Raw genomic sequence first — 19,005 nt, 5'->3', positions numbered from 1 at the left:
CACATACGTTTACCAAGCATTTCTACAATACGTTCTTAAACCCGCTTAAGTTTTTTGGGAATGGGGCTGGGTACCTTAGCATAAAATTTAAAAATGGTACAAATGCAGCAAAGAATTCAAATTGACGAAGTGCAACCTTTGGCGTTCGAGGCAATGTTCGGTCTTGAAGCGTATATGAAACAAGGAGAATTGAGCAAGACCCACTATGAACTTATCAAAATAAGGGCTTCACAAGTTAACGGCTGTGCTTTTTGCATCAATATGCATACCCAAGAGGCCTTAAAAATGGGGGAAGACCCCAAAAGATTATTTCTTTTGGATGCCTGGTGGGATACGGACTTATTCACCGAGGAGGAAAAAATCGTCCTTAAAATCACTGAAGAAGTCACCATGATCCATAAAAATGGACTCTCCCAAGAAACCTATGAGAAAGCCACTGATTGTTTTGATGGGAAATACCTTTCCCAAATTATCATGGCCGTTGTAACTATTAATGCTTGGAACCGCATTGCAATAAGTACGCGCAAGCCTTTGGGAAATTAAATTAGATCCAAATTTTTGAAAAGGCTCCAATAGGAGCCTTTTTCATTATAGATTCCTGGGGTTATAGCTTATATTCGTCATGTTCATTCCATTTCTGCTGTATGAAAAATTTTCTGTTACTTTTATTCCTTGTATCGACCATTGCCGCACTTAATTCTTGTATCGATTCCAAAACCAAGAAAACGGGCACAATCCCAAAGGTTGAGGATTTCAATATGGTCAATGTTAAAAATGAGTTCCAGATTTTAATCCCCAAGGATTTGGGTAAGACTACTGGACTCAACGCCGATGCTTCACTACAGTACCAGAATATCTATCAAGAAGCCTATATCATTGTTATTGATGAGCAAATAGGGGCATACATTGACACTTTCAAGGAGCTTGACCTGTACAATAGCGATAAATCTTTTATTGAAAACTATAGGGAGACCCAATTACAGCTTTTAGCGGAAAGAATTCGTATCCTGAAGCAAACCGAAGCCACATCTACAACAATCAACAAACTTGAAGCGTCACAGCTGTCAATCGATGCCAAAGTGGACGGTATTGAGGAGACCCTTTCTTACTTTTTAACCTTTGTGGAGGGAAAACAGAAAGTGTACCTGGTCATGTGTTGGACCACATCCTCCAAAAAAGAGGAACACAGAGCCACTTTTGAAACAATCTCCAATTCTTTTAAACTATTGGAGTGACATGGATATCAAATCTTTCCTCTGATGAACAAATAAAAATGAGGCGCCAAGCTACCCCCAAACCTTGGGTTGATTTCTATGATATAAGGGATGTCGTTTTTAACCTTGTAATTGACACAGCACAGACCTTCAAACCCAGTGGCATTAAGAATTTCCTCAAAAATCTTCAAATAGTGGTTTCTGTCTACATTTCTAATATGTGGGTCTTTTCCCTTGATCCCGGTTCGATCATCAAAAATGTATTTAAAGGTCAAGGCCTTCTCAATCTTTCCATTTTTTATTACAATGTGCGCGGCATGCTCATATCTTCCCGTGATAATCTCCTGAACAAAGAACTCATTGGAGTTTATTTTATCCAAATGTTTCTTTTCCAATGTTTCATCAGTGATTAGAAAGGTATTGGCACCCCATTTATCCTTTTTCTTTTTTAGGATATATGGATAACCTTCTATCTCACCAACATCGGGGATATATTTTCCAAAACCAGTGCCTATCAATTTCTCATTGAACAAATGTTTATTATCAAACAACTTTACAGCTTCAATACTTGGAGATGGCAGTATTGATGGCGTGGCACGCATCTTTTCGGTGATTGTCTCGCTTGTCAAATCAGCAATGGTCAAGGGAACTACCAAATCATAACCACTAAAGTCTTCGGTTTCCAAATCCTTAAAAAAAGCTTGGATTTTAGTGCCCTTCAATCCCTTGATGATCTCTTCCTTCCAATCACATACTTCTGAAAAAAGGATTTTCTTCTCTTTTGACCTATCAAAGAATTTTAAAGTATTAATATACGATGTAAGGGCCAGGTTGTTTAGCCGATGACCAACTCTGTCTAGTAAATGCATATAATTGTACTATAGATAAAATGAATCAAGGTGATAAATTGCCACTTGCAAAACTCCATTGACCACCCTTGAACTCCATTTAATAACGCTATTTACCAAATAAATTGCACAATAAGGTGTTGAATCCCATTAAACCTATAGAATTCTCGCCAAAACTTAAGAAAATATCCAAATTATTTGCTCAAATACATTTTCCTGCGTGAGTATAGATTATAGAACTCATCATCTTTTAGACTGTCTATAAACAAAATACTCTCCCCTGTACTCTTCATTTCCGGCCCCAAATTTTTGTTCACATTAGGGAACTTGTTAAAAGAGAAAACCGGTTGTTTTATCGCGTATCCTTCCAATTTTGGATCAAACGTAAAGTCTTTGACCTTCTTTTCCCTTAGCATCACCTTGGTAGCGTAATTCACATAAGGTTCCCCATACGCTTTTGCTATGAAAGGAACAGTTCTGGATGCTCTTGGGTTTGCCTCAATGATGTACACAATGTCATCTTTAATCGCAAATTGGATATTGATCAACCCTACAGTGTTCAGTGCCAAAGCAATCTTCTTGGTGTGGTCCTTGATCTGTTGCATCACAAACTCGCCTAAGTTAAACGGTGGTAAGGTAGCGTTGGAATCACCAGAGTGGATACCGCAAGGCTCTATATGCTCCATGATACCGATGATATACACATCTTCCCCATCGCAAATGGCATCTGCCTCTGCTTCTATGGCCCCATCCAAATAATGGTCTAAGAGCAACTTATTGTTGGGTATGCTTCGCAGCAAATCCACCACATGGGCCTCCAGTTCTTCTTTATTGATCACAATCTTCATCCCTTGTCCACCCAAAACATAGGATGGTCTCACCAACAGTGGAAAATTCAGCTCGTCGGCAAGGGCCAAGGCCTCATCTGCTGTTTCAGCCACTCCAAATCTTGGGTAAGGAATACCGTTGTCCTTCAACAAAGTGGAGAAACTTCCCCTGTCCTCTGCCAAATCCAAGGATTCAAAGCTTGTCCCTATAATATTGATTCCATATTTGTCCAATTTCTCGGCCAATTTCAATGCGGTCTGGCCTCCCAACTGTACAATGACCCCTTCGGGTTTTTCATGTAGGATGATGTCGTAGATATGTTCCCAAAAAACAGGCTCAAAGTACAGCTTGTCCGCTGTATCAAAATCCGTGGAAACCGTTTCAGGGTTACAGTTGATCATGATGGTCTCATAACCGCATTCGGCCGCGGCCAGAACGCCATGTACACAACAGTAATCAAACTCTATTCCCTGTCCAATCCTGTTGGGGCCGGAACCCAGTACCACGATTTTCTTTTTATCGGTCACCTCACTGTCGTTGGCAACATATCGTACGCCATCCGCAGTTTCGATTTCTTCTTCAAAAGTGGAGTAATAATATGGCGTAACGGCCTTGAATTCAGCAGCACAGGTATCCACCAATTTGTATACCCGGTTTATGCTCATATCCATACGCTTGCTGTGTACCTCGCTCTCCCAACAATCCAACATGTGGGCAATCTGTCTGTCGGCAAAACCTTTCTGTTTCGCTTCCAACAACAATGCTTTTGGTAAGCTTTCAATGGTATATTTTGATATCTCCATCTCCAAGTAATGCAATTCCTCGTATTGCTTCAGGAACCACATATCTATTTTGGTGATATCATGGATGCGTTTCAGCGGAATCCCAAGCTGGATGGCGTCGTAGATGACAAAAACCCTATCCCAACTGGGTACTCTTAACTTTTCAATGATGGTCTCATAATCCTTGTATCCCTTGCCATCGGCACCCAATCCGTTTCTTTTGATCTCCAAAGATTGTGTGGCTTTGTGCAAGGCTTCTTGGAACGAACGTCCAATACCCATTACTTCCCCTACGGACTTCATTTGAAGTCCCAAGGTTCTGTCAGAACCTTCGAACTTATCAAAGTTCCATCTCGGGATTTTAACAATCACATAATCCAAGGTTGGCTCAAATAAAGCCGATGTGGACTTGGTAATCTGGTTGTCCAGCTCGTCCAAAGTATACCCAATGGCCAATTTAGCGGCAATTTTCGCAATAGGATATCCTGTGGCCTTTGAAGCCAATGCTGATGATCGCGAAACCCTTGGATTGATCTCAATGGCAATGATGTCTTCCTTCTCATCTGGACTAACAGCAAACTGCACATTACATCCCCCGGCAAAATCCCCAATGCTCCGCATCATGTGGATGGCCATGTCCCTCATGCGCTGGAATGTCTTGTCTGACAAGGTCATTGCCGGTGCCACAGTAATGGAATCCCCGGTATGGATTCCCATGGGGTCCATGTTCTCAATGGTACAGATGATCACTACGTTGTCATTCTTGTCGCGGAGCAACTCCAACTCATATTCTTTCCATCCCATCAAGGCCTTATCAATCATTACCTCATGGATGGGCGATACTTCCAGACCGTGGCTCAACATATCGTCAAAATCCTCTGGGTCATAAACGATACCTGCCCCTGCCCCGCCAAGGGTAAAGGAGGCCCGTATTACCAAAGGAAAGCCAAACTCTTGTGCAATTTCCTTTCCTTTTAGGAAAGAGGTGGCCGATGCCTGCGGGGGCATGCCCACTCCTATTTTCAACATCAACTCCCTAAATTTCTCACGGTCTTCGGTAATGTTGATGGCGTCGATGTCCACACCTATGATCTCCACACCAAAGTCTTCCCAAATGCCTTTTTCATCGGCCTCAATACAAAGGTTCAAGGCCGTTTGCCCTCCCATGGTAGGCAAAACAGCATCTATATTGGGGTGGTTCTTTAAAATCTCGACAATTGATTTTGTGGTAAGGGGTTTCAGGTATACATGATCCGCCATGGAAGGGTCTGTCATAATCGTAGCGGGATTGCTATTGATCAAAACAGTTTCTATCCCATCCTCGCGAAGCGACCTAAGGGCTTGGGAACCAGAATAATCAAACTCACATGCCTGGCCAATAATGATGGGGCCAGAACCGATAATCAAAATGGATTTTAAATCTTTTCTCTTTGGCATTCTAAAAAGTGTTACTCGTTTTTGGTTTCAAGTCAAAAAAAAGGTGTTACCTAGAAAAGTAACACCTTTAATTTAAATCTAAAATACTATCATTATTTTTTATGTCTTGGCTCAGAGGAAACAGTTAACTTCTTTCTTCCCTTGGCTCTTCTTCTCGCAAGAACTTTTCTACCATTGGCAGTCGCCATGCGCTCCCTAAAACCATGCTTGTTTCTTCTCTTCCTTTTTGACGGCTGATACGTTCTTTTCATTTCGGAACTCTTTTAATGGATTTTGTTGTGGAAAGATTGTCTTTCCGAAAAATTCTGGGCGCAAATATACGAAGACTTTTTACTTTGACAAGCCCTGAACAAAAATATTTAATTTAGTTTTTACTACTTTTGCCACCTCTTTTAATCCAAAGAAAATCAACTGGAATATGTTCAACAAAAATCTTAAACTCGTAATAGCCGGTCTCATTATAGCCTATGCCGTATACCAATTTGTGGAAGGATACATTGGCAATGGTATTTCATTGATCCTGCTCTCCTTGGTATTCATCTTTCTGTACTTTAGGAACGAGTTTATTCTTTTAGCCTTCTTACGTATGCGCAAACAGGATTTGGAAGGCACCCAAAAGTGGTTGGACAAGATCAAAAACCCCGAAGCTGCCCTTATTAAAAAGCAACAGGGTTACTTTAACTACCTACACGGCATCATCTTTTCGCAAAAGAACCTTACCCAGGCCGAAAAATACTTTAAAAAAGCCCTAAAACTGGGGTTGACCATGGATTATGATGTGGCCATGGCCAAATTGAGCCTGGCGGGCATTGCCATGCAAAAGCGCAGAAAGCGTGAGGCCACCCAATTGTTGCAAGAAGCCAAAAAGTTGGACAAGAACAATATGCTTACCGAGCAAATCAAGATGATGCAACAGCAGATGAAGAAGATCTAAGGGCTCTTCACTTCTTTATTTTACTTTCTTTTTTTCGTTAGGATGGGCCATCCGTCAATCCAAATGGGGTATTAATCAATTGATCGGGGTTTTCCTGTTGACTTTCTTTTTCTTCACGCGATTATCAACAAACATAGATCATGCTCAAGGTCACTGCCATGGAATATATTCTTGATTTTTACCCGGGAGCTTTGCGCTTTTGTTTTACGGATGCTTACGGTACCCAACAAACATTGGTCGAAAAATTACCCGTTCTTGGGTTGGGTTACCCAGAAGATGGAACAAATCTTCCATTTGATTTTGAAATCTCCTTCAAATTGGTCAAAAAAGTTGATGACAAAATTTCAAAAGTCAAATTGGACTTTGGAATTTCAGATGAATATGGGAATTCCGAATTTTATATAATCTGTGACTAGAAATTTTGCTTCAACTGGACACCTCCATTAAACCTACCTTCCTACACTTCCCACCCGGTAATAGCCTTTATTGGGGATTTCAATGGTGTACTTTTTGCGTGAAGCGTTGTTCAAATGGGGTTCGCGCAACCAAGGGTTATGGCGTTTCAGCACCTTGTAGTTGATTTCGTAAAGCTCGGCAAAATCCGCCCAACTGGCCACAGCGGTATCCACCTCAACGGTAAAGGTGGGCACTTTTTCGTACATGTCCTCCTCGTCCAATTGGAAACCATACTTATCGCGGTTGGAGATAATCTCCTTGATGGCCAAAATACGGAACACATAGCGTCCGGTCTCCTGGCCCAAAAGCAAATCGTAGTAATCATCCACCTGTTGGATGCCCATATATTTTTGGATGCCTCCAGGTCCGGCATTATAGGCCGCCGCGGTCAGGGTCCATGTACCAAAGCGCTCTTTCCATTTTTTTAGGTACTCACAGGCCACTTGGGTCGCTTTTTCCACATGGTATCGTTCATCCACGTTATCGTTGACCTCCAGGCCGTATTCCCTACCTGTGGCTTTCATAATCTGCCAAAAGCCGGTAGCACCTGCCGGGGAGACCACATTTTCCAAACCACTTTCGGCCACGGCCAAGTATTTAAAATCGTCCGGGATACCATTCTTTTTAAGAATGGGCTCAATGATCGGGAAGTATTTGTTGGCCCGTTTCATAATCAAAAGGGCATTGGACTGCCAATAGGTGTTCACCAAAAACTCTCGGTCCACACGCTCCATGATCTCCGGGTCTTCCTGCGGAACAGGCTCACCCGCAAAATTCAAATCCTTTGGAATCTCTATGGCACTGATCTGATAGGTATCGGCCACATTCTTGTCCAAATCCTTGACCTCATTGGAAGGTGTTTCCTTCTTTTCAATCGTGTCCACTGAATCGGTCTGAACCGCAAATATGAGCGTACTCACCACTGCCACCAAACCAATAATCGCCAATATATTTTTAACCTGTTTCATACCAAGATTCTATAAAATTTACAGTAAAGATACTATAAGAACGGCCTTATTCTAAAATAATTGAGGGGAGATTTTGATTGAACCACTTGGCCCGGTGTATGATCATGGTATGGGTGCCGTTCTTTACCGTAATGCAATTTTTGATGTTGGCCATGGGAAAAACCGCGTCCTTCTCACCATGGATATGCACCAGATTTTTAGGGGCTTGGGTCTGGTTCCAGTTCACAATATGGTCTATGGACCAATCTATATAGGCCTTGTCCCTAACCGAAAGATACTTTTTGTACAAGTCCAAACGTTTGGTAGCGGTTTCCCCAAAAGCGTATTTCGCCAAAAGTTCCACATTGTTCACCAATCCCGTTGGCAGCAACTTGTGTACCTTGGTATACTTGGCAAAAATCATCCGTTTGGGTAGCTCATCCTTGGTCTTTACAGTAGACACCACTATCACTTTTCTAGTCTGTATATGATTTGCCATTTCCTGTACAAGCATCCCTCCAAAGGAAACCCCTAAGAGCACTGGGTGCTCATGAAGAATATTATCACACATCTTTTTTGCATAGGATTCAAAGGACATATTCCTGTCCGGAACGAACCACTCCAAGGTGTGTGTTTCAAAAATGTCAGGTGAAAGTGATAGACCATCAAAGATGGATGGGTTGGCCGCCATTCCCGGCATGAGGTATATATGGATTTTGTTGTCGGGCATTTCGCACCAAATATCGACAAGGGTTAGGAAATTAACAATTTTTTGAGTAATTTTGTACCCCTTTTGCAATTAACCCCTCAAGACAAGACGCATTTTTTAAAGGGAATAACAAATTACCACTTTGGTAATCGTGCCGAGTCAATTTTAAAAACAATACTATATGACTGAAATTGAAATCAATGACAATAGCTTCTTGCGCCAGTTTGAGACCAAAGTCGATGGCCTTTTAGCTAAAATTGAGTACTCTTCACAGGAGCGTAAAGTATTTTTGACCAAGTTGGTAATTCCTGAAGGGATTACCCAAGAAGGTTTTAAGGAAGCTTTTATCAAAGCTGTGTTGCACCACATTCAGGAAAAGAATTTGAGAGTGGTACCCACAAGCCCTCATATTGCAGGCTTTTTACGGAAAAACAGGCAGTATAAGGAGATGCTCCCCGTTGGGATTCGCATCTGACCAAACCAGTATGAAAACATTAAAAACCTCTCAAATGAGAGGTTTTTTTATGCTGATACCGCATTGGAGACAAACTCAAATCGCACCAGACCATCCTCGTCTATCTGGGTTAACTCCACTTGGTGCAAGGTATTCACCAATTCAGGATTCCAAGGCGTCTTGACCTTCACATAATTTTCTGTAAATCCGTGAATGTATCCGGATTTATTCTCTCCTTCAAACAAAACGGTGCGTACCGTGCCTAATTGGCTTTCGTAGAATGCCCTTCTTTTTTTGACCGATAGCCCCCGAAGCATTTTGCTCCGCTTGCTCCTCACTTTTTGGGGCACCACATGGTCCATTTCCGCCGCCAGGGTATTGTCTCTTTCTGAATAAGTGAACACATGCAAATAGGAAATGTCCAATTCGTTCAGGAAATGGTAGGTTTCCAGAAAATGTTCATCCGTCTCACCCGGAAAACCAACGATCACATCCACTCCAATGCACGCATGGGGCATGGTCTCCTTAATTCGTTTTACACGATCCACGTAGAGGTTGGACAGGTATCTACGGCGCATCAACTTTAAAATTTCATCGCTTCCGCTTTGTAGGGGAATATGAAAATGGGGTACGAACACATCACTTTGGGATACAAAATCAATAGTCTCGTTCTTCAACAAATTGGGTTCAATGGAAGATATGCGCAAACGATGAATGCCATCAATGGTATCCAAGGCCTTCACTAAATCCAAAAAAGTATGTTCGTGCTTTTTGTTTCCGAATTCTCCTTTGCCATAATCCCCAATATTCACCCCAGTCAATACAATTTCCTTAATGTCTTTTGAAGCAATTTCACGGGCATTGTGCAATACATTTTCCAAAGTATCACTGCGTGATATGCCCCTTGCCAACGGAATGGTGCAATAGGTACATTTATAATCGCAACCATCTTGTACCTTTAAAAAGGCACGGGTACGGTCTCCAATGGCATAACTGCCCACATAAAAATCGGCATCTTCTATCTCGCAGGAGTGCACCTCTCCCCTATCATTCTTGGAAAGATCGTTCAAGTAATCGGTGATCTTGAACTTTTCAGTGGCCCCCAATACCAAATCCACTCCATCTACAGCGGCCAGTTCTTCAGGTTTTAGCTGGGCATAGCATCCCACAGCGGCCACAAAGGCATCGGGGTTGCTTTTCTGGGCCTGCTTCACAATGGTCTTGAACCGCTTATCCGCATTCTCGGTCACCGAGCAGGTATTGATTACGTAGATGTCCGCTTCCTCGGAAAAATCCACACGCTCAAAATCCTCCTTTTCAAAACTCCGGGCGATTGTGGAAGTTTCGGAAAAGTTGAGCTTGCAACCCAAGGTGTAAAAAGCGACTTTTTTGTTCATTACCAAGCCTTTAATTAAGGGGTGCAAAGATAGTGATTTGTTTTTTTCGCTACCTTTAAACACATCATCAAAGAATCCCATATAATTAACCGGTGACCCATTGAACATTTTCCTGAAATACTTCATCGCATGGTTCCCCATGTTGATTTTAGCCATTCTGAACGGGACCCTCAGGGAATTCGTATTTAAAAAGCATTTTGGCGAACTGGCCGCCCATCAATTATCCACGGCCACACTACTTATTCTCTTTGCGGCCAGTATGGCCTTTATGGTCAAAATGTTTCCGCCCGAGTCTTCATCTCAAGCGATTTGGCTTGGCCTTTTCTGGATGGTGCTTACTTTGATTTTCGAATTCGGTTTTGGTAGATTACAGGGAAATTCCTGGGAAAAGCTGTTGCAAGATTATTACATCTGGAAGGGCCGTATTTGGGTCTTGGTTCCCATCGCCTTGGCCATAGGACCTTATCTTTTCTATCGTCTTTTTAAAAACTGACATGATTCAACCCCTTTGTTTTAAATTCTTTATAGTCATATCATTCCATAAAAATCCATACCTTAAACCCAATACTAAAAATCAACTCGTATGAAATTCCGTTTGCTGTTCTTGGGCCTTATTGTCCTGGCCACCTATTCCTGCAAAAAAGAAACCTCTCCCGCTTCCCTGATTAATTTTCAAGGTGATGAAACCTACACCGTGATTGTAGGCGAAAACAAAGTAGGACACCTCAAAACACACATTTCGGGAGATACCATTCATATTGACTATGATTACAAGAACAATGGACGTGGACCGACCATGAAAGAAACCATCATACTTAACGATGATGGCTTCCCTGTTCACTGGAACATTACGGGAAACACCACTTTTGGAAATGCCGTTGATGAGGAGTACAATTTGGACGGCCAAAATGCCTCATGGACCGATGCCACGGGTTCGGGTAGTGCAACCACAGAGAACCCAAAACTATACGTAAATCAATTTGGAAGTCCGTACGGGGATGCTTTGGCAGCCCGAGCACTGCTCCAGGCCCCAGAAAACACTTTGGAGGTCCTCCCGGCAGGTCAACTGACCTTACAGGAGATGGAAACTTTGAGTGTTCCCAACCCCTCAGGTGAAGGTGAATTGGCTTTGACCACCTATGCCCTATCAGGCGCAGGGTTGGACCCCTCCTATTTTATTTTGGATGATGCCCAGCGGTTCTTTGCCTCAATCACCCCAAGATACATTGCCATTCGGGAGGGATATGAGGCGGTGGAAAAGGATATGCGCGAACTCTCCGAAAACTATTCCGCCGATCGGTACGAAAACATACAAAAAGAGTTTGCCCATAAGTATGATGGAAAAGTACGCATACGCAATGTCCGCATTTTTGACCCCGAAGCTTTGGCCCTGACCGAACCGGTTTCCGTGGTGGTCGATGGCGAGCAGATTTTCGCCATTGAGGCCCCTGATGCCCAAGGCAGTGAAGGTGAGGTTGAAATCGAGGGCAATGGAGGCACCTTGGTGCCCGGCCTTTTTGAAATGCACGCCCATACCGGAGACGACGATGCCTTGTTGAATATTTTGGCCGGAGTCACTTCGTTCAGGGATATGGGTAACGATACCGAAGTCTTGAGCAACCTTATTGAAAAAATAGAATCCGGAGTGTTGGCCGGACCACGTGTTACCCGGTTGGGCTTTATTGAAGGAAAAAGTCCGTACAACAGCAACAATGGTATTTTGGTGGAAAGCAAGGAAGAAGCCTTGGCTGCTGTGGACATCTATCACAATTTAGGATTCTACGGGATAAAACTATACAACAGCATGAACGGGGATTGGGCTCCGGACATTGTGAAAAAGGCTCATGACAAGGGCATGTTCGTGACGGGACACGTCCCCGCTTTCTCCAACGCCAATGCCATGCTCAGGGCAGGTTTTGATGAAATGACCCACATTAACCAAACCATGTTGGGTTGGGTACTGGAGCCGGATGAGGATACCCGTACCCTATTACGCCTCACTGCCATGAAACGCTTCCCTGATTTGGATTTGAACAGTCCCGAGGTACAGGAAACCTTGGACCTTTTTGTGGCCAACAATACAGCTATAGACCCTACCTTGGCTATCCATGAGTTGTTGATGCTATCCCGAAACGGCGAGATTTCCCCTGGAACCACAGATTTTATAGACCATTTACCCCCCAATGAGCAACGTGGCTTTAAAGTGGCCATGGCCCAAATAGCAGATGAAGAAGAGGACAAAGCCTACCGGGAGGCCTATCAAAAAATTGTGGAGACCATCACTCTAATGAAGGAGAAGGGCATTTTTATAGTCCCTGGGACCGATTTGGGTGGTGCATTCTTCCTACACCGCGAACTGGAACTCTACCAACAATTGGGCTATACTCCCGCAGAATTACTGAAATTAGCCACCTACGACATGGCCCAATACCTCGGAAAGGACACTCTGGGCAGTATTGCCCCCGGAAAACTGGCCGATTTCTTTTTGGTGCCCGGCAATCCGGTTGAAAATATCAAGGACATCAAAACCATTTCATTGGTATCCAAAGGAGGTACGTTTTACTATCCTGCAGAGGTATACCCCGCATTTGGGATACGGCCTTTTACGGAAAAACCGGGCGTCAAGGAATAACTGTCATATGACAATGCTATACCATTAAAGCAATCTTCCATTTTCCAATGAAAATCAAAATAGCAATCCTATTACTGGGTATACTGGTATCTTCCTGCACTGAGGAAAAGAGCACCCAAATGCCCAACGTGATTCTTATTATGGCCGATGACATGGGGTACGAATGCATTGGAGCCTATGGTTCCACTTCCTACCAAACTCCCAACATCGATCAACTGGCGTCACAGGGAATCCGTTTTGCCAATTGTGTCTCCCAACCGCTGTGCACGCCTTCCAGAGTAAAGATCATGACAGGCAAATACAATTATCGCAATTATGATCATTTTGGACATTTAAACCTTTCAGAATACACCTTTGGGAACTTGATGCAAGATGCAGGATACGAAACCTGTATTGCCGGAAAATGGCAATTGAACGGCTTGGCCTACAAAGACATTATAGCTGACTGGAATGACAACACCAGGCCCAACCAATTTGGATTTGACGAATACTGCCTATGGCAATTGACCAAACAAAGAAGTGATGGTGGCCGCTATGCCGACCCCTTGATCGAGCAAAATGGACAAATCTTGGACCGTAATTCGGATGATTACGGCCCGGATATTTTTGCCAACTATATCTTGGATTTTATCGAACGGAAAAAAGACCAATCCTTCTTCGTGTACTATCCCATGGTCCTAGTCCATGACCCATTTGTCCCCACACCCGATTCACAGCAATGGGGCGATTCTGAAAACCGATATAAGAACGACACCACCTACTTTAAGGATATGGTTGCCTACACCGACAAGATTGTGGGCAAGATTGTTCGCAAACTTAAAGAATTACAACTGGATGAAAACACGCTGATCATTTTTACTGGTGATAATGGTACGCATCCCTCCATTACATCACAACTGGCAGAAGGCATAGTTCAAGGAGCCAAGGGAAACACCATAGATGCCGGGACCCATGTGCCCCTTATTGCGTATTGGCCTGCCCAAATCAAAGAGGGTAGGGTTTTTAATGACCTGATTGAATTCAGTGACTTTTTCCCAACATTTGGAGATATGGTCAAGGCTGATGTGAGTTCCGATGGGAAAAGCTTTTATCCTTTGTTGACCAATGGAACGTATACCCCAAGGGAAACTGCATTTGTCCATTATGATCCCCAGTGGGGCAAAAATGTAAACCAGTATAGAAATCAATTTGTACGTTCGTTGGATTATAAATTGTATCCTGACAGTACTTTTTATCACCTGAGCAACGACCTATTGGAAAAGAATCCCTTGTCTTCAGATTCACTTACCACCGAACAAGCGGTTATTAAAACTACCCTCGAAAACGAATTGAAAAGACATCCAGCCTGGAAATAAAACCATAAATGGTTTATGTTCTTGAATTTTGATGGTGCTGTCTTAGTACTTTCGCCACTTCTGGGTCAGTTCAAAGACCTTGTTGAGGATATTTTCCTCAACTTCATCAAACTCCACTCCCCTGCGGTCCATCATCACCTTGGCCGCCTCAAAGGCTTTCTTGGGATGGTACTCCTTAAACCCTGATGCCCCACCCCAACTAAAACTTGGGATAAAATTTCGAGGAAAACCCGGAGTGTAGATGTTACTATTAACCCCAATCACTGTTCCCGTGTTAAACATGGTATTAATGGCCGTTTTACTATGGTCACCCATCATAAGGCCACAAAACTGCAGTCCTGTATGATCAAAAGACTCGGTGGCATAGTTCCAAAGGCGAACTTTGGCGTAGTTATTTTTGAGGTTAGAATTGTTGCTGTCCGCCCCAATATTGCACCATTCACCCAAAACAGAGTTACCCAAATAGCCTTCGTGCCCCTTACTGGTATAGCCAAAAATAACCGAGTTATTGATTTCTCCACATACCTTTCCATAAGGTCCTACGGTAGTTGGACCGTAAATTTTTCCGCCCATTTTCACGATAGCATGGTCACACAGGGCAAATCCTCCACGAATAAGGCTACCTTCCCAGATTTCAGCATTCTTGCCAATGTAAATAGGACCATTGGTAGCATTTAAAATACTGTGCTCCACTATTGCACCCTCTTCCAAAAAGATTTTCTCAGGGCGAATCAATTTATTTGTATCCGAAATAGGGGCACTTTTCCTACCTTGGGTCAATAGTTTAAAATCAGCTTCCAGAGCTTCCCCGTTCCTACTGAAAATGTCCCAAGTATTTTTTAAGGCAAACACGTCTCCTTTGCATGCAACCTTTTCATAGTCATCCATATTAAAAGGTTTTTCCGGTTCATTAGCCCCATAGGCTATCACCTCATCATTGCATACCAAGGCTTGCCCCATATTCAACTGCTTTATCTGCTCCACAATTGAGGCATCGGGAAGAATATTTCCAATAATCACTATATTTTTATCCGCTGTGATCAAGGGAAACTTTACGGAGAGATATTCCTCGGTAAGGAAACTGACTTGGGTCTGCAGCCATTTTTCCCACTTTTCCTTTACGGTCAAAATCCCAATACGAATCTCGGCCACAGGTCTGGTAAACGTAAAGGGAAGCATAGCTTTTCGGTAATCGCCGTCGGAAAGGATATAGTTCATAGTGTTTGCTTAGATTGCCCTAAAATTAAAAAACGCCCCTGATAAAGCATCAGGAGCGTTCATATATTTCGTTGAAAGTAAGGACCTACTCGGCCTTCTTCTCTTCTTTCTTGAATTTTTTGTACTTATTCTTGAACTTATCAATCCTACCAGCGGTATCCACCAACTTGGTCTTACCAGTATAGTAAGGGTGCGAAGTTCTTGAGATTTCCAATTTTACCAAAGGATACTCAACACCATCTATGGTAATGGTCTCTTTAGCCTCTGCAGTGGATTTAGTGATAAACACATCCTCATTGGACATGTCCTTGAAAGCCACTAATCTATAATTCTCTGGGTGTATGCCTTTTCTCATCGTCTTAAATACTTAATCTCCGAATTTTCGAGGTGCAAATTTAATGATTTCTTTGACACCTCCAACTTAAAAAAGGAAAAAAGAAAAAAACTACCTTTAGTTGTAACAAAACTATGCTTTTGTTCACTAACAAATGAATCAACGCTAAAAACTTTTATAAATGGAAGAACAACAACCAAAGACCGGTAAATTCGCTCTCAATTATGGCCTTTTGTTAGGTCTGGTGTCTATAGTATTCGGGGTGATGCTTTACACACAAAAGATGCATTACGAAATGAGTGCCCCTGTAATGGTAGTTTCCATCATTTTAACGGCTGTGGCCATTTTCCTGGGTGTAAATGCATTTAAAAAAGCCAATGGAGGGTACTTGAAAATTGGGGAAGCTTTGAAAGTAGCAGTTGGCATTGCCTTGGTCTCTGCCATTATCTCCCTGCTGTACCAATATGTGCTAACCAGCTTCATAGAACCTGACTTTATGGACAAAGCCATGGAAATAGCTAAACCGAAAGCTTTTGAACAAAACCCTTCATTGACTGAAGAACAATGGGAACAAGGTGTTGAAATGCAGAAAAAGTTTGCATGGATGCGCTACCCCATAGGATTGATCATTAGCTGTGTTATTGGATTGGTCCTAGGTTTGATCACGGGCCTAATCCTGAAAAAGGAAAAACCCGCCTACTAAGGCAAAAAATACTACTTTTGAAAGGAATTCCAGAAACAAGAAATGCAGATTTCAATTGTAATTCCTTTACTGAACGAGCAAGAATCTCTAAATGAACTGCATGATTGGATTGTACGTGTAATGCAATCCAATCATTTTTTATATGAGATTATTTTCATTGATGATGGCAGTACTGATGGCTCTTGGGAAACCATAACCCAACTTTCACAAAAGGATTCCAATGTAAAGGGAATCCGTTTTTTGAAGAATTTTGGAAAGTCCCAAGCTCTTCATGCCGGGTTTAAGGCTGCAACAGGAGATGTGATCATTACCATGGATGCCGATCTACAGGACAATCCTGAAGAAATCCCTGAATTGTACCAATTAATTGCCCAAGATGGCAATGATGTGGTATCCGGTTGGAAGAAAAAAAGATACGACTCCGTAATCACCAAAAATATCCCATCCAAATTGTTTAATTGGGCGGCCCGAAAAACCTCTGGGGTAAAACTGCACGACTTCAATTGCGGCTTAAAGGCCTTTGACCATAAAGTGGTTAAAACCATTGAAGTCCATGGTGAAATGCACCGCTATATCCCGGTCTTGGCCAAAAACGCAGGATTTTCCAAAATCACTGAAAAAGTGGTGCAGCATCAAGCCCGAAAATATGGCACCACAAAATTTGGTATGGAACGCTTCATTAACGGTTTTTTGGATTTAATTACCATATGGTTCGTTTCCAAATTTGGTCGCCAGCCCATGCACCTCTTTGGCGCTTTGGGCGTTTTAATGTTTGTTGTGGGCTTTGGATTTTCACTTTATCTGGGCATAGACAAACTGTTCTTGCACCCTACAGGGCGTTTGATCACACAACGTCCACAATTTTATATAGCCCTGACAGCTATGATTATAGGCACACAGCTGTTTTTGGCAGGTTTTATTGGGGAAATCATGGTACGTTCCCGAAAAAATGATACTCGTTACAGCATTTCCAATAAAATTAATCTTTAAGGGCACGTAAACCCATAATCTTTGTATTTTTAAGACAATAAATTAACTTAACTATGGATGACGCCATTACTTCCTCAGCACATGCTTGGCTTACCGATTTTTTTGATGATGCAACAAAAAAAGAAATCCAACACCTGATTAAAAACGACCCGGAAGAACTTAAGGAACGCTTTTACAAGGATTTGGAATTTGGTACTGGGGGAATGCGAGGTATTATGGGTGTCGGCACCAATAGAATCAACAGATACACCTTGGGAAAGAACACCCAAGGCCTTAGTAACTATCTAAAAAAGATCTATTTAGATTCTGACCTTAAAGTAGTTATCGCCTATGATTGCAGGCATAATTCGGACACCTTGGCCAAAACCGTTGCCAATGTCTTTGCGGCCAACGGCATTAAAGTATATTTGTTCTCCGAACTGCGTACCACCCCTGAGCTATCCTTTGCGGTTCGGTACTTGGGCTGTCATGCAGGTATTGTCCTCACAGCTTCGCACAATCCACCGGAATATAATGGCTACAAAGTATATTGGGCAGATGGTGGGCAAATCGTTCCTCCCCAAGACGGAGAAATCATCGCCGAAATAGATTCCCTTTCTTTTGAAGACATTAAGTTCAATGCCGATGAAAGTCTGATTCAACATATCGATAAAGAAGTGGATGAGGCCTTTTTCAAGGCCTCTGTCGAGAATGGCAACTTTAATGCCAAGGGCAAGGATGATTTTAAAATCGTGTTTACATCATTGCACGGAACCTCCATTACCGCCATCCCTGAAGTACTGAAACGAGCCGGTTATACCAACGTAACGATCATTGAAGAACAGGCAAAGCCCGATGGTGGGTTTCCTACGGTAAAATCCCCCAACCCGGAAGAACCAGAAGCACTGGCCATGGCCATGGCCAAAGCCGAAGAAATTGATGCGGACATGGTGGTGGGCACCGACCCGGACAGTGACCGTTTGGGAATAGCCGTTAGAAACCTTGAAGGGAAAATGGAATTGCTCAACGGTAACCAAACCATGGTGCTGATGACCAAATTCCTATTGGACCGTTACAAGGAAAAAGGGTTTAAGGGCAACGAATTTATAGCCTCAACCATTGTATCCACCCCCATGGTGGAACAAATGGCCAAAGCCTATGGAGTAGAGTACAAGACAGCCCTGACCGGTTTTAAATGGATTGGCAAAATGATCAAGGATTTTCCCAATTCCAAGTTCATTGGTGGTGGAGAAGAAAGTTTTGGCTATATGGTGGGTGATTTTGTCCGTGACAAGGATGCCGTTACCGCTACCCTACTCGCTTGCGAAGCTGCCTCAAACGCGAAGGCCGAAGGAGGTTCTTTCTATGAGGAGTTGATTGACTGTTTTGTCCAATTTGGCTTTTACAAAGAAAAACTCATTTCCTTGACCAAAAAAGGCATTAGTGGTGCAGAGGAAATCAAACAAATGCTCAAAGATTTTAAAGAAAATCCTGTGGAATCCGTCCAAGGATCAAAATTATTGTGGATTGAGGACTACAACACCTCCATTGCTAAAAATGTACAGACCGGAGAAGAAAAAACCATCGATTTACCCAAATCCAACGTACTGATCTACGAAACCGAGGACGGCACCCGAATTGCTGCCCGCCCCAGTGGCACAGAACCTAAAGTAAAGTTTTATATCAGTACAAATACCAAATTGGACAGGGCCGAGGATTTTAAATCCGTAAATTCGCAGTTGGATACCAAAATTGACGGTATCCTTTCCGAACTGAATTTGTAGGTGA

At 42.7% G+C, this 19,005-nt stretch carries 19 protein-coding genes; 11 read left to right on the top strand and 8 right to left on the bottom strand.

The window, feature by feature from the left end; translation table 11 throughout:
* The first annotated feature begins 102 nt into the window (after nt 1-102).
* Both ACP14V_RS06545 and ACP14V_RS06540 read left to right on the top strand, forming a co-directional pair.
* Nucleotides 103-543 (top strand): carboxymuconolactone decarboxylase family protein, encoded by a 441-nt coding sequence (locus ACP14V_RS06545; protein WP_272609849.1) that lies wholly within the window; start codon nt 103-105, stop codon nt 541-543.
* Nucleotides 544-644: 101 nt separating this feature from the next.
* Nucleotides 645-1,235: a hypothetical protein gene (locus tag ACP14V_RS06540; RefSeq protein WP_272609848.1), complete on the top strand. Its 591-nt coding sequence runs from the start codon at nt 645-647 to the stop codon at nt 1,233-1,235.
* 8 nt (nt 1,236-1,243) lie between these two features.
* Here ACP14V_RS06540 and ACP14V_RS06535 read toward each other — a convergent pair whose 3' ends face one another.
* The 3 genes from ACP14V_RS06535 to rpmH form a co-directional block, all read right to left on the bottom strand.
* Nucleotides 1,244-2,083: an ATP-grasp domain-containing protein gene (locus ACP14V_RS06535; protein WP_272609847.1), complete on the bottom strand. Its 840-nt coding sequence runs from the start codon at nt 2,081-2,083 to the stop codon at nt 1,244-1,246.
* 173 nt (nt 2,084-2,256) lie between these two features.
* A complete protein-coding gene (carB, locus tag ACP14V_RS06530; protein WP_272609846.1) occupies nt 2,257-5,109 on the bottom strand; it encodes a carbamoyl-phosphate synthase large subunit in 2,853 nt (950 codons plus the stop codon).
* 92 nt (nt 5,110-5,201) lie between these two features.
* The gene (gene rpmH, locus ACP14V_RS06525) at nt 5,202-5,360 is read right to left on the bottom strand and encodes a 50S ribosomal protein L34 (protein WP_082433296.1); all 159 of its coding nucleotides are present in this window, start codon (nt 5,358-5,360) and stop codon (nt 5,202-5,204) included.
* A gap of 167 nt (nt 5,361-5,527) precedes the next feature.
* Here rpmH and ACP14V_RS06520 point away from each other — a divergent pair, with 167 nt between their 5' ends.
* Nucleotides 5,528-6,043: a DUF2892 domain-containing protein gene (locus ACP14V_RS06520; protein WP_272609845.1), complete on the top strand. Its 516-nt coding sequence runs from the start codon at nt 5,528-5,530 to the stop codon at nt 6,041-6,043.
* Between the two features lie 140 nt (nt 6,044-6,183).
* On the top strand, nt 6,184-6,459 hold the full coding sequence (locus ACP14V_RS06515; protein WP_272609844.1) for a hypothetical protein: 276 nt from the start codon (nt 6,184-6,186) through the stop codon (nt 6,457-6,459).
* Nucleotides 6,460-6,492: 33 nt separating this feature from the next.
* On the opposite strand, the gene ACP14V_RS06510 is transcribed toward ACP14V_RS06515, so the two are convergent.
* Complete coding sequence (locus ACP14V_RS06510) at nt 6,493-7,467, bottom strand: lytic transglycosylase domain-containing protein (RefSeq protein WP_272609843.1); 975 nt, start codon at nt 7,465-7,467, stop codon at nt 6,493-6,495.
* Nucleotides 7,468-7,513: 46 nt separating this feature from the next.
* Nucleotides 7,514-8,176, bottom strand: a complete 663-nt coding sequence (locus tag ACP14V_RS06505; protein WP_272609842.1) for an alpha/beta hydrolase — start codon at nt 8,174-8,176, stop codon at nt 7,514-7,516.
* 160 nt (nt 8,177-8,336) lie between these two features.
* On the opposite strand from ACP14V_RS06505, the gene ACP14V_RS06500 reads away from it, so the two are divergent.
* The gene (locus ACP14V_RS06500; RefSeq protein WP_136566158.1) at nt 8,337-8,630 is read left to right on the top strand and encodes a GNAT family N-acetyltransferase; all 294 of its coding nucleotides are present in this window, start codon (nt 8,337-8,339) and stop codon (nt 8,628-8,630) included.
* 47 nt (nt 8,631-8,677) lie between these two features.
* Here ACP14V_RS06500 and mtaB read toward each other — a convergent pair whose 3' ends face one another.
* Nucleotides 8,678-10,006 carry a tRNA (N(6)-L-threonylcarbamoyladenosine(37)-C(2))-methylthiotransferase MtaB gene (gene mtaB / locus ACP14V_RS06495; RefSeq protein ID WP_272609841.1) on the bottom strand — a complete coding sequence of 443 codons (1,329 nt, stop codon included), beginning with the start codon at nt 10,004-10,006 and terminating at the stop codon, nt 8,678-8,680.
* A 100-nt stretch (nt 10,007-10,106) separates the two neighbouring features.
* On the opposite strand from mtaB, the gene ACP14V_RS06490 reads away from it, so the two are divergent.
* The 3 genes from ACP14V_RS06490 (at nt 10,107) to ACP14V_RS06480 (ending at nt 13,993) form a co-directional block, all read left to right on the top strand.
* Nucleotides 10,107-10,499, top strand: a complete 393-nt coding sequence (locus tag ACP14V_RS06490; RefSeq protein WP_272609840.1) for a hypothetical protein — start codon at nt 10,107-10,109, stop codon at nt 10,497-10,499.
* A 90-nt stretch (nt 10,500-10,589) separates the two neighbouring features.
* Entirely contained in the window at nt 10,590-12,638 is a 2,049-nt protein-coding gene (locus ACP14V_RS06485) for an amidohydrolase family protein (protein WP_272609839.1), read from the top strand.
* A 47-nt stretch (nt 12,639-12,685) separates the two neighbouring features.
* Nucleotides 12,686-13,993: a sulfatase-like hydrolase/transferase gene (locus tag ACP14V_RS06480; RefSeq protein ID WP_272609838.1), complete on the top strand. Its 1,308-nt coding sequence runs from the start codon at nt 12,686-12,688 to the stop codon at nt 13,991-13,993.
* 42 nt (nt 13,994-14,035) lie between these two features.
* Here ACP14V_RS06480 and ACP14V_RS06475 read toward each other — a convergent pair whose 3' ends face one another.
* Together ACP14V_RS06475 and ACP14V_RS06470 are read right to left on the bottom strand one after the other, a co-directional pair.
* Nucleotides 14,036-15,211 (bottom strand): GlmU family protein, encoded by a 1,176-nt coding sequence (locus ACP14V_RS06475; RefSeq protein WP_272609837.1) that lies wholly within the window; start codon nt 15,209-15,211, stop codon nt 14,036-14,038.
* Between the two features lie 85 nt (nt 15,212-15,296).
* On the bottom strand, nt 15,297-15,566 hold the full coding sequence (locus tag ACP14V_RS06470) for a type B 50S ribosomal protein L31 (RefSeq protein ID WP_136566152.1): 270 nt from the start codon (nt 15,564-15,566) through the stop codon (nt 15,297-15,299).
* 160 nt (nt 15,567-15,726) lie between these two features.
* Between ACP14V_RS06470 and ACP14V_RS06465 the strand changes: the two genes are divergently transcribed.
* Genes ACP14V_RS06465 through ACP14V_RS06455 form a run of 3 tightly spaced genes read left to right on the top strand, consistent with a single transcriptional unit; the run spans nt 15,727 to nt 19,001 of the window.
* Nucleotides 15,727-16,248, top strand: a complete 522-nt coding sequence (locus ACP14V_RS06465; RefSeq protein WP_272609836.1) for a DUF4199 domain-containing protein — start codon at nt 15,727-15,729, stop codon at nt 16,246-16,248.
* Between the two features lie 42 nt (nt 16,249-16,290).
* Nucleotides 16,291-17,238 carry a glycosyltransferase family 2 protein gene (locus ACP14V_RS06460; protein WP_136566150.1) on the top strand — a complete coding sequence of 316 codons (948 nt, stop codon included), beginning with the start codon at nt 16,291-16,293 and terminating at the stop codon, nt 17,236-17,238.
* A gap of 53 nt (nt 17,239-17,291) precedes the next feature.
* Nucleotides 17,292-19,001, top strand: coding sequence for a phospho-sugar mutase (locus ACP14V_RS06455; protein ID WP_272609835.1), 1,710 nt, complete (start codon nt 17,292-17,294; stop codon nt 18,999-19,001).
* Nucleotides 19,002-19,005: the final 4 nt, after the last annotated feature.

Source organism: Flagellimonas alvinocaridis, assembly GCF_965248585.1.
GTDB classification, from domain to species: domain Bacteria; phylum Bacteroidota; class Bacteroidia; order Flavobacteriales; family Flavobacteriaceae; genus Flagellimonas; species Flagellimonas alvinocaridis.
This window is presented reverse-complemented; position numbering and strand designations above follow the sequence as displayed.

Coding starts and splice junctions, on each gene's coding strand:
- ACP14V_RS06475 (WP_272609837.1), bottom strand. CDS start 15,211: ATGAACTATATCCTTTCCGACGGCGATTACCGAAAAGCTATGCTTCCC.
- rpmH (WP_082433296.1), bottom strand. CDS start 5,360: ATGAAAAGAACGTATCAGCCGTCAAAAAGGAAGAGAAGAAACAAGCAT.
- ACP14V_RS06520 (WP_272609845.1), top strand. CDS start 5,528: ATGTTCAACAAAAATCTTAAACTCGTAATAGCCGGTCTCATTATAGCC.
- ACP14V_RS06500 (WP_136566158.1), top strand. CDS start 8,337: ATGACTGAAATTGAAATCAATGACAATAGCTTCTTGCGCCAGTTTGAG.
- ACP14V_RS06540 (WP_272609848.1), top strand. CDS start 645: ATGAAAAATTTTCTGTTACTTTTATTCCTTGTATCGACCATTGCCGCA.
- ACP14V_RS06455 (WP_272609835.1), top strand. CDS start 17,292: ATGGATGACGCCATTACTTCCTCAGCACATGCTTGGCTTACCGATTTT.
- mtaB (WP_272609841.1), bottom strand. CDS start 10,006: ATGAACAAAAAAGTCGCTTTTTACACCTTGGGTTGCAAGCTCAACTTT.
- ACP14V_RS06545 (WP_272609849.1), top strand. CDS start 103: ATGCAGCAAAGAATTCAAATTGACGAAGTGCAACCTTTGGCGTTCGAG.
- ACP14V_RS06535 (WP_272609847.1), bottom strand. CDS start 2,083: ATGCATTTACTAGACAGAGTTGGTCATCGGCTAAACAACCTGGCCCTT.
- ACP14V_RS06460 (WP_136566150.1), top strand. CDS start 16,291: ATGCAGATTTCAATTGTAATTCCTTTACTGAACGAGCAAGAATCTCTA.
- ACP14V_RS06485 (WP_272609839.1), top strand. CDS start 10,590: ATGAAATTCCGTTTGCTGTTCTTGGGCCTTATTGTCCTGGCCACCTAT.
- ACP14V_RS06510 (WP_272609843.1), bottom strand. CDS start 7,467: ATGAAACAGGTTAAAAATATATTGGCGATTATTGGTTTGGTGGCAGTG.
- ACP14V_RS06515 (WP_272609844.1), top strand. CDS start 6,184: ATGCTCAAGGTCACTGCCATGGAATATATTCTTGATTTTTACCCGGGA.
- ACP14V_RS06480 (WP_272609838.1), top strand. CDS start 12,686: ATGAAAATCAAAATAGCAATCCTATTACTGGGTATACTGGTATCTTCC.
- ACP14V_RS06470 (WP_136566152.1), bottom strand. CDS start 15,566: ATGAGAAAAGGCATACACCCAGAGAATTATAGATTAGTGGCTTTCAAG.
- ACP14V_RS06465 (WP_272609836.1), top strand. CDS start 15,727: ATGGAAGAACAACAACCAAAGACCGGTAAATTCGCTCTCAATTATGGC.
- carB (WP_272609846.1), bottom strand. CDS start 5,109: ATGCCAAAGAGAAAAGATTTAAAATCCATTTTGATTATCGGTTCTGGC.
- ACP14V_RS06505 (WP_272609842.1), bottom strand. CDS start 8,176: ATGCCCGACAACAAAATCCATATATACCTCATGCCGGGAATGGCGGCC.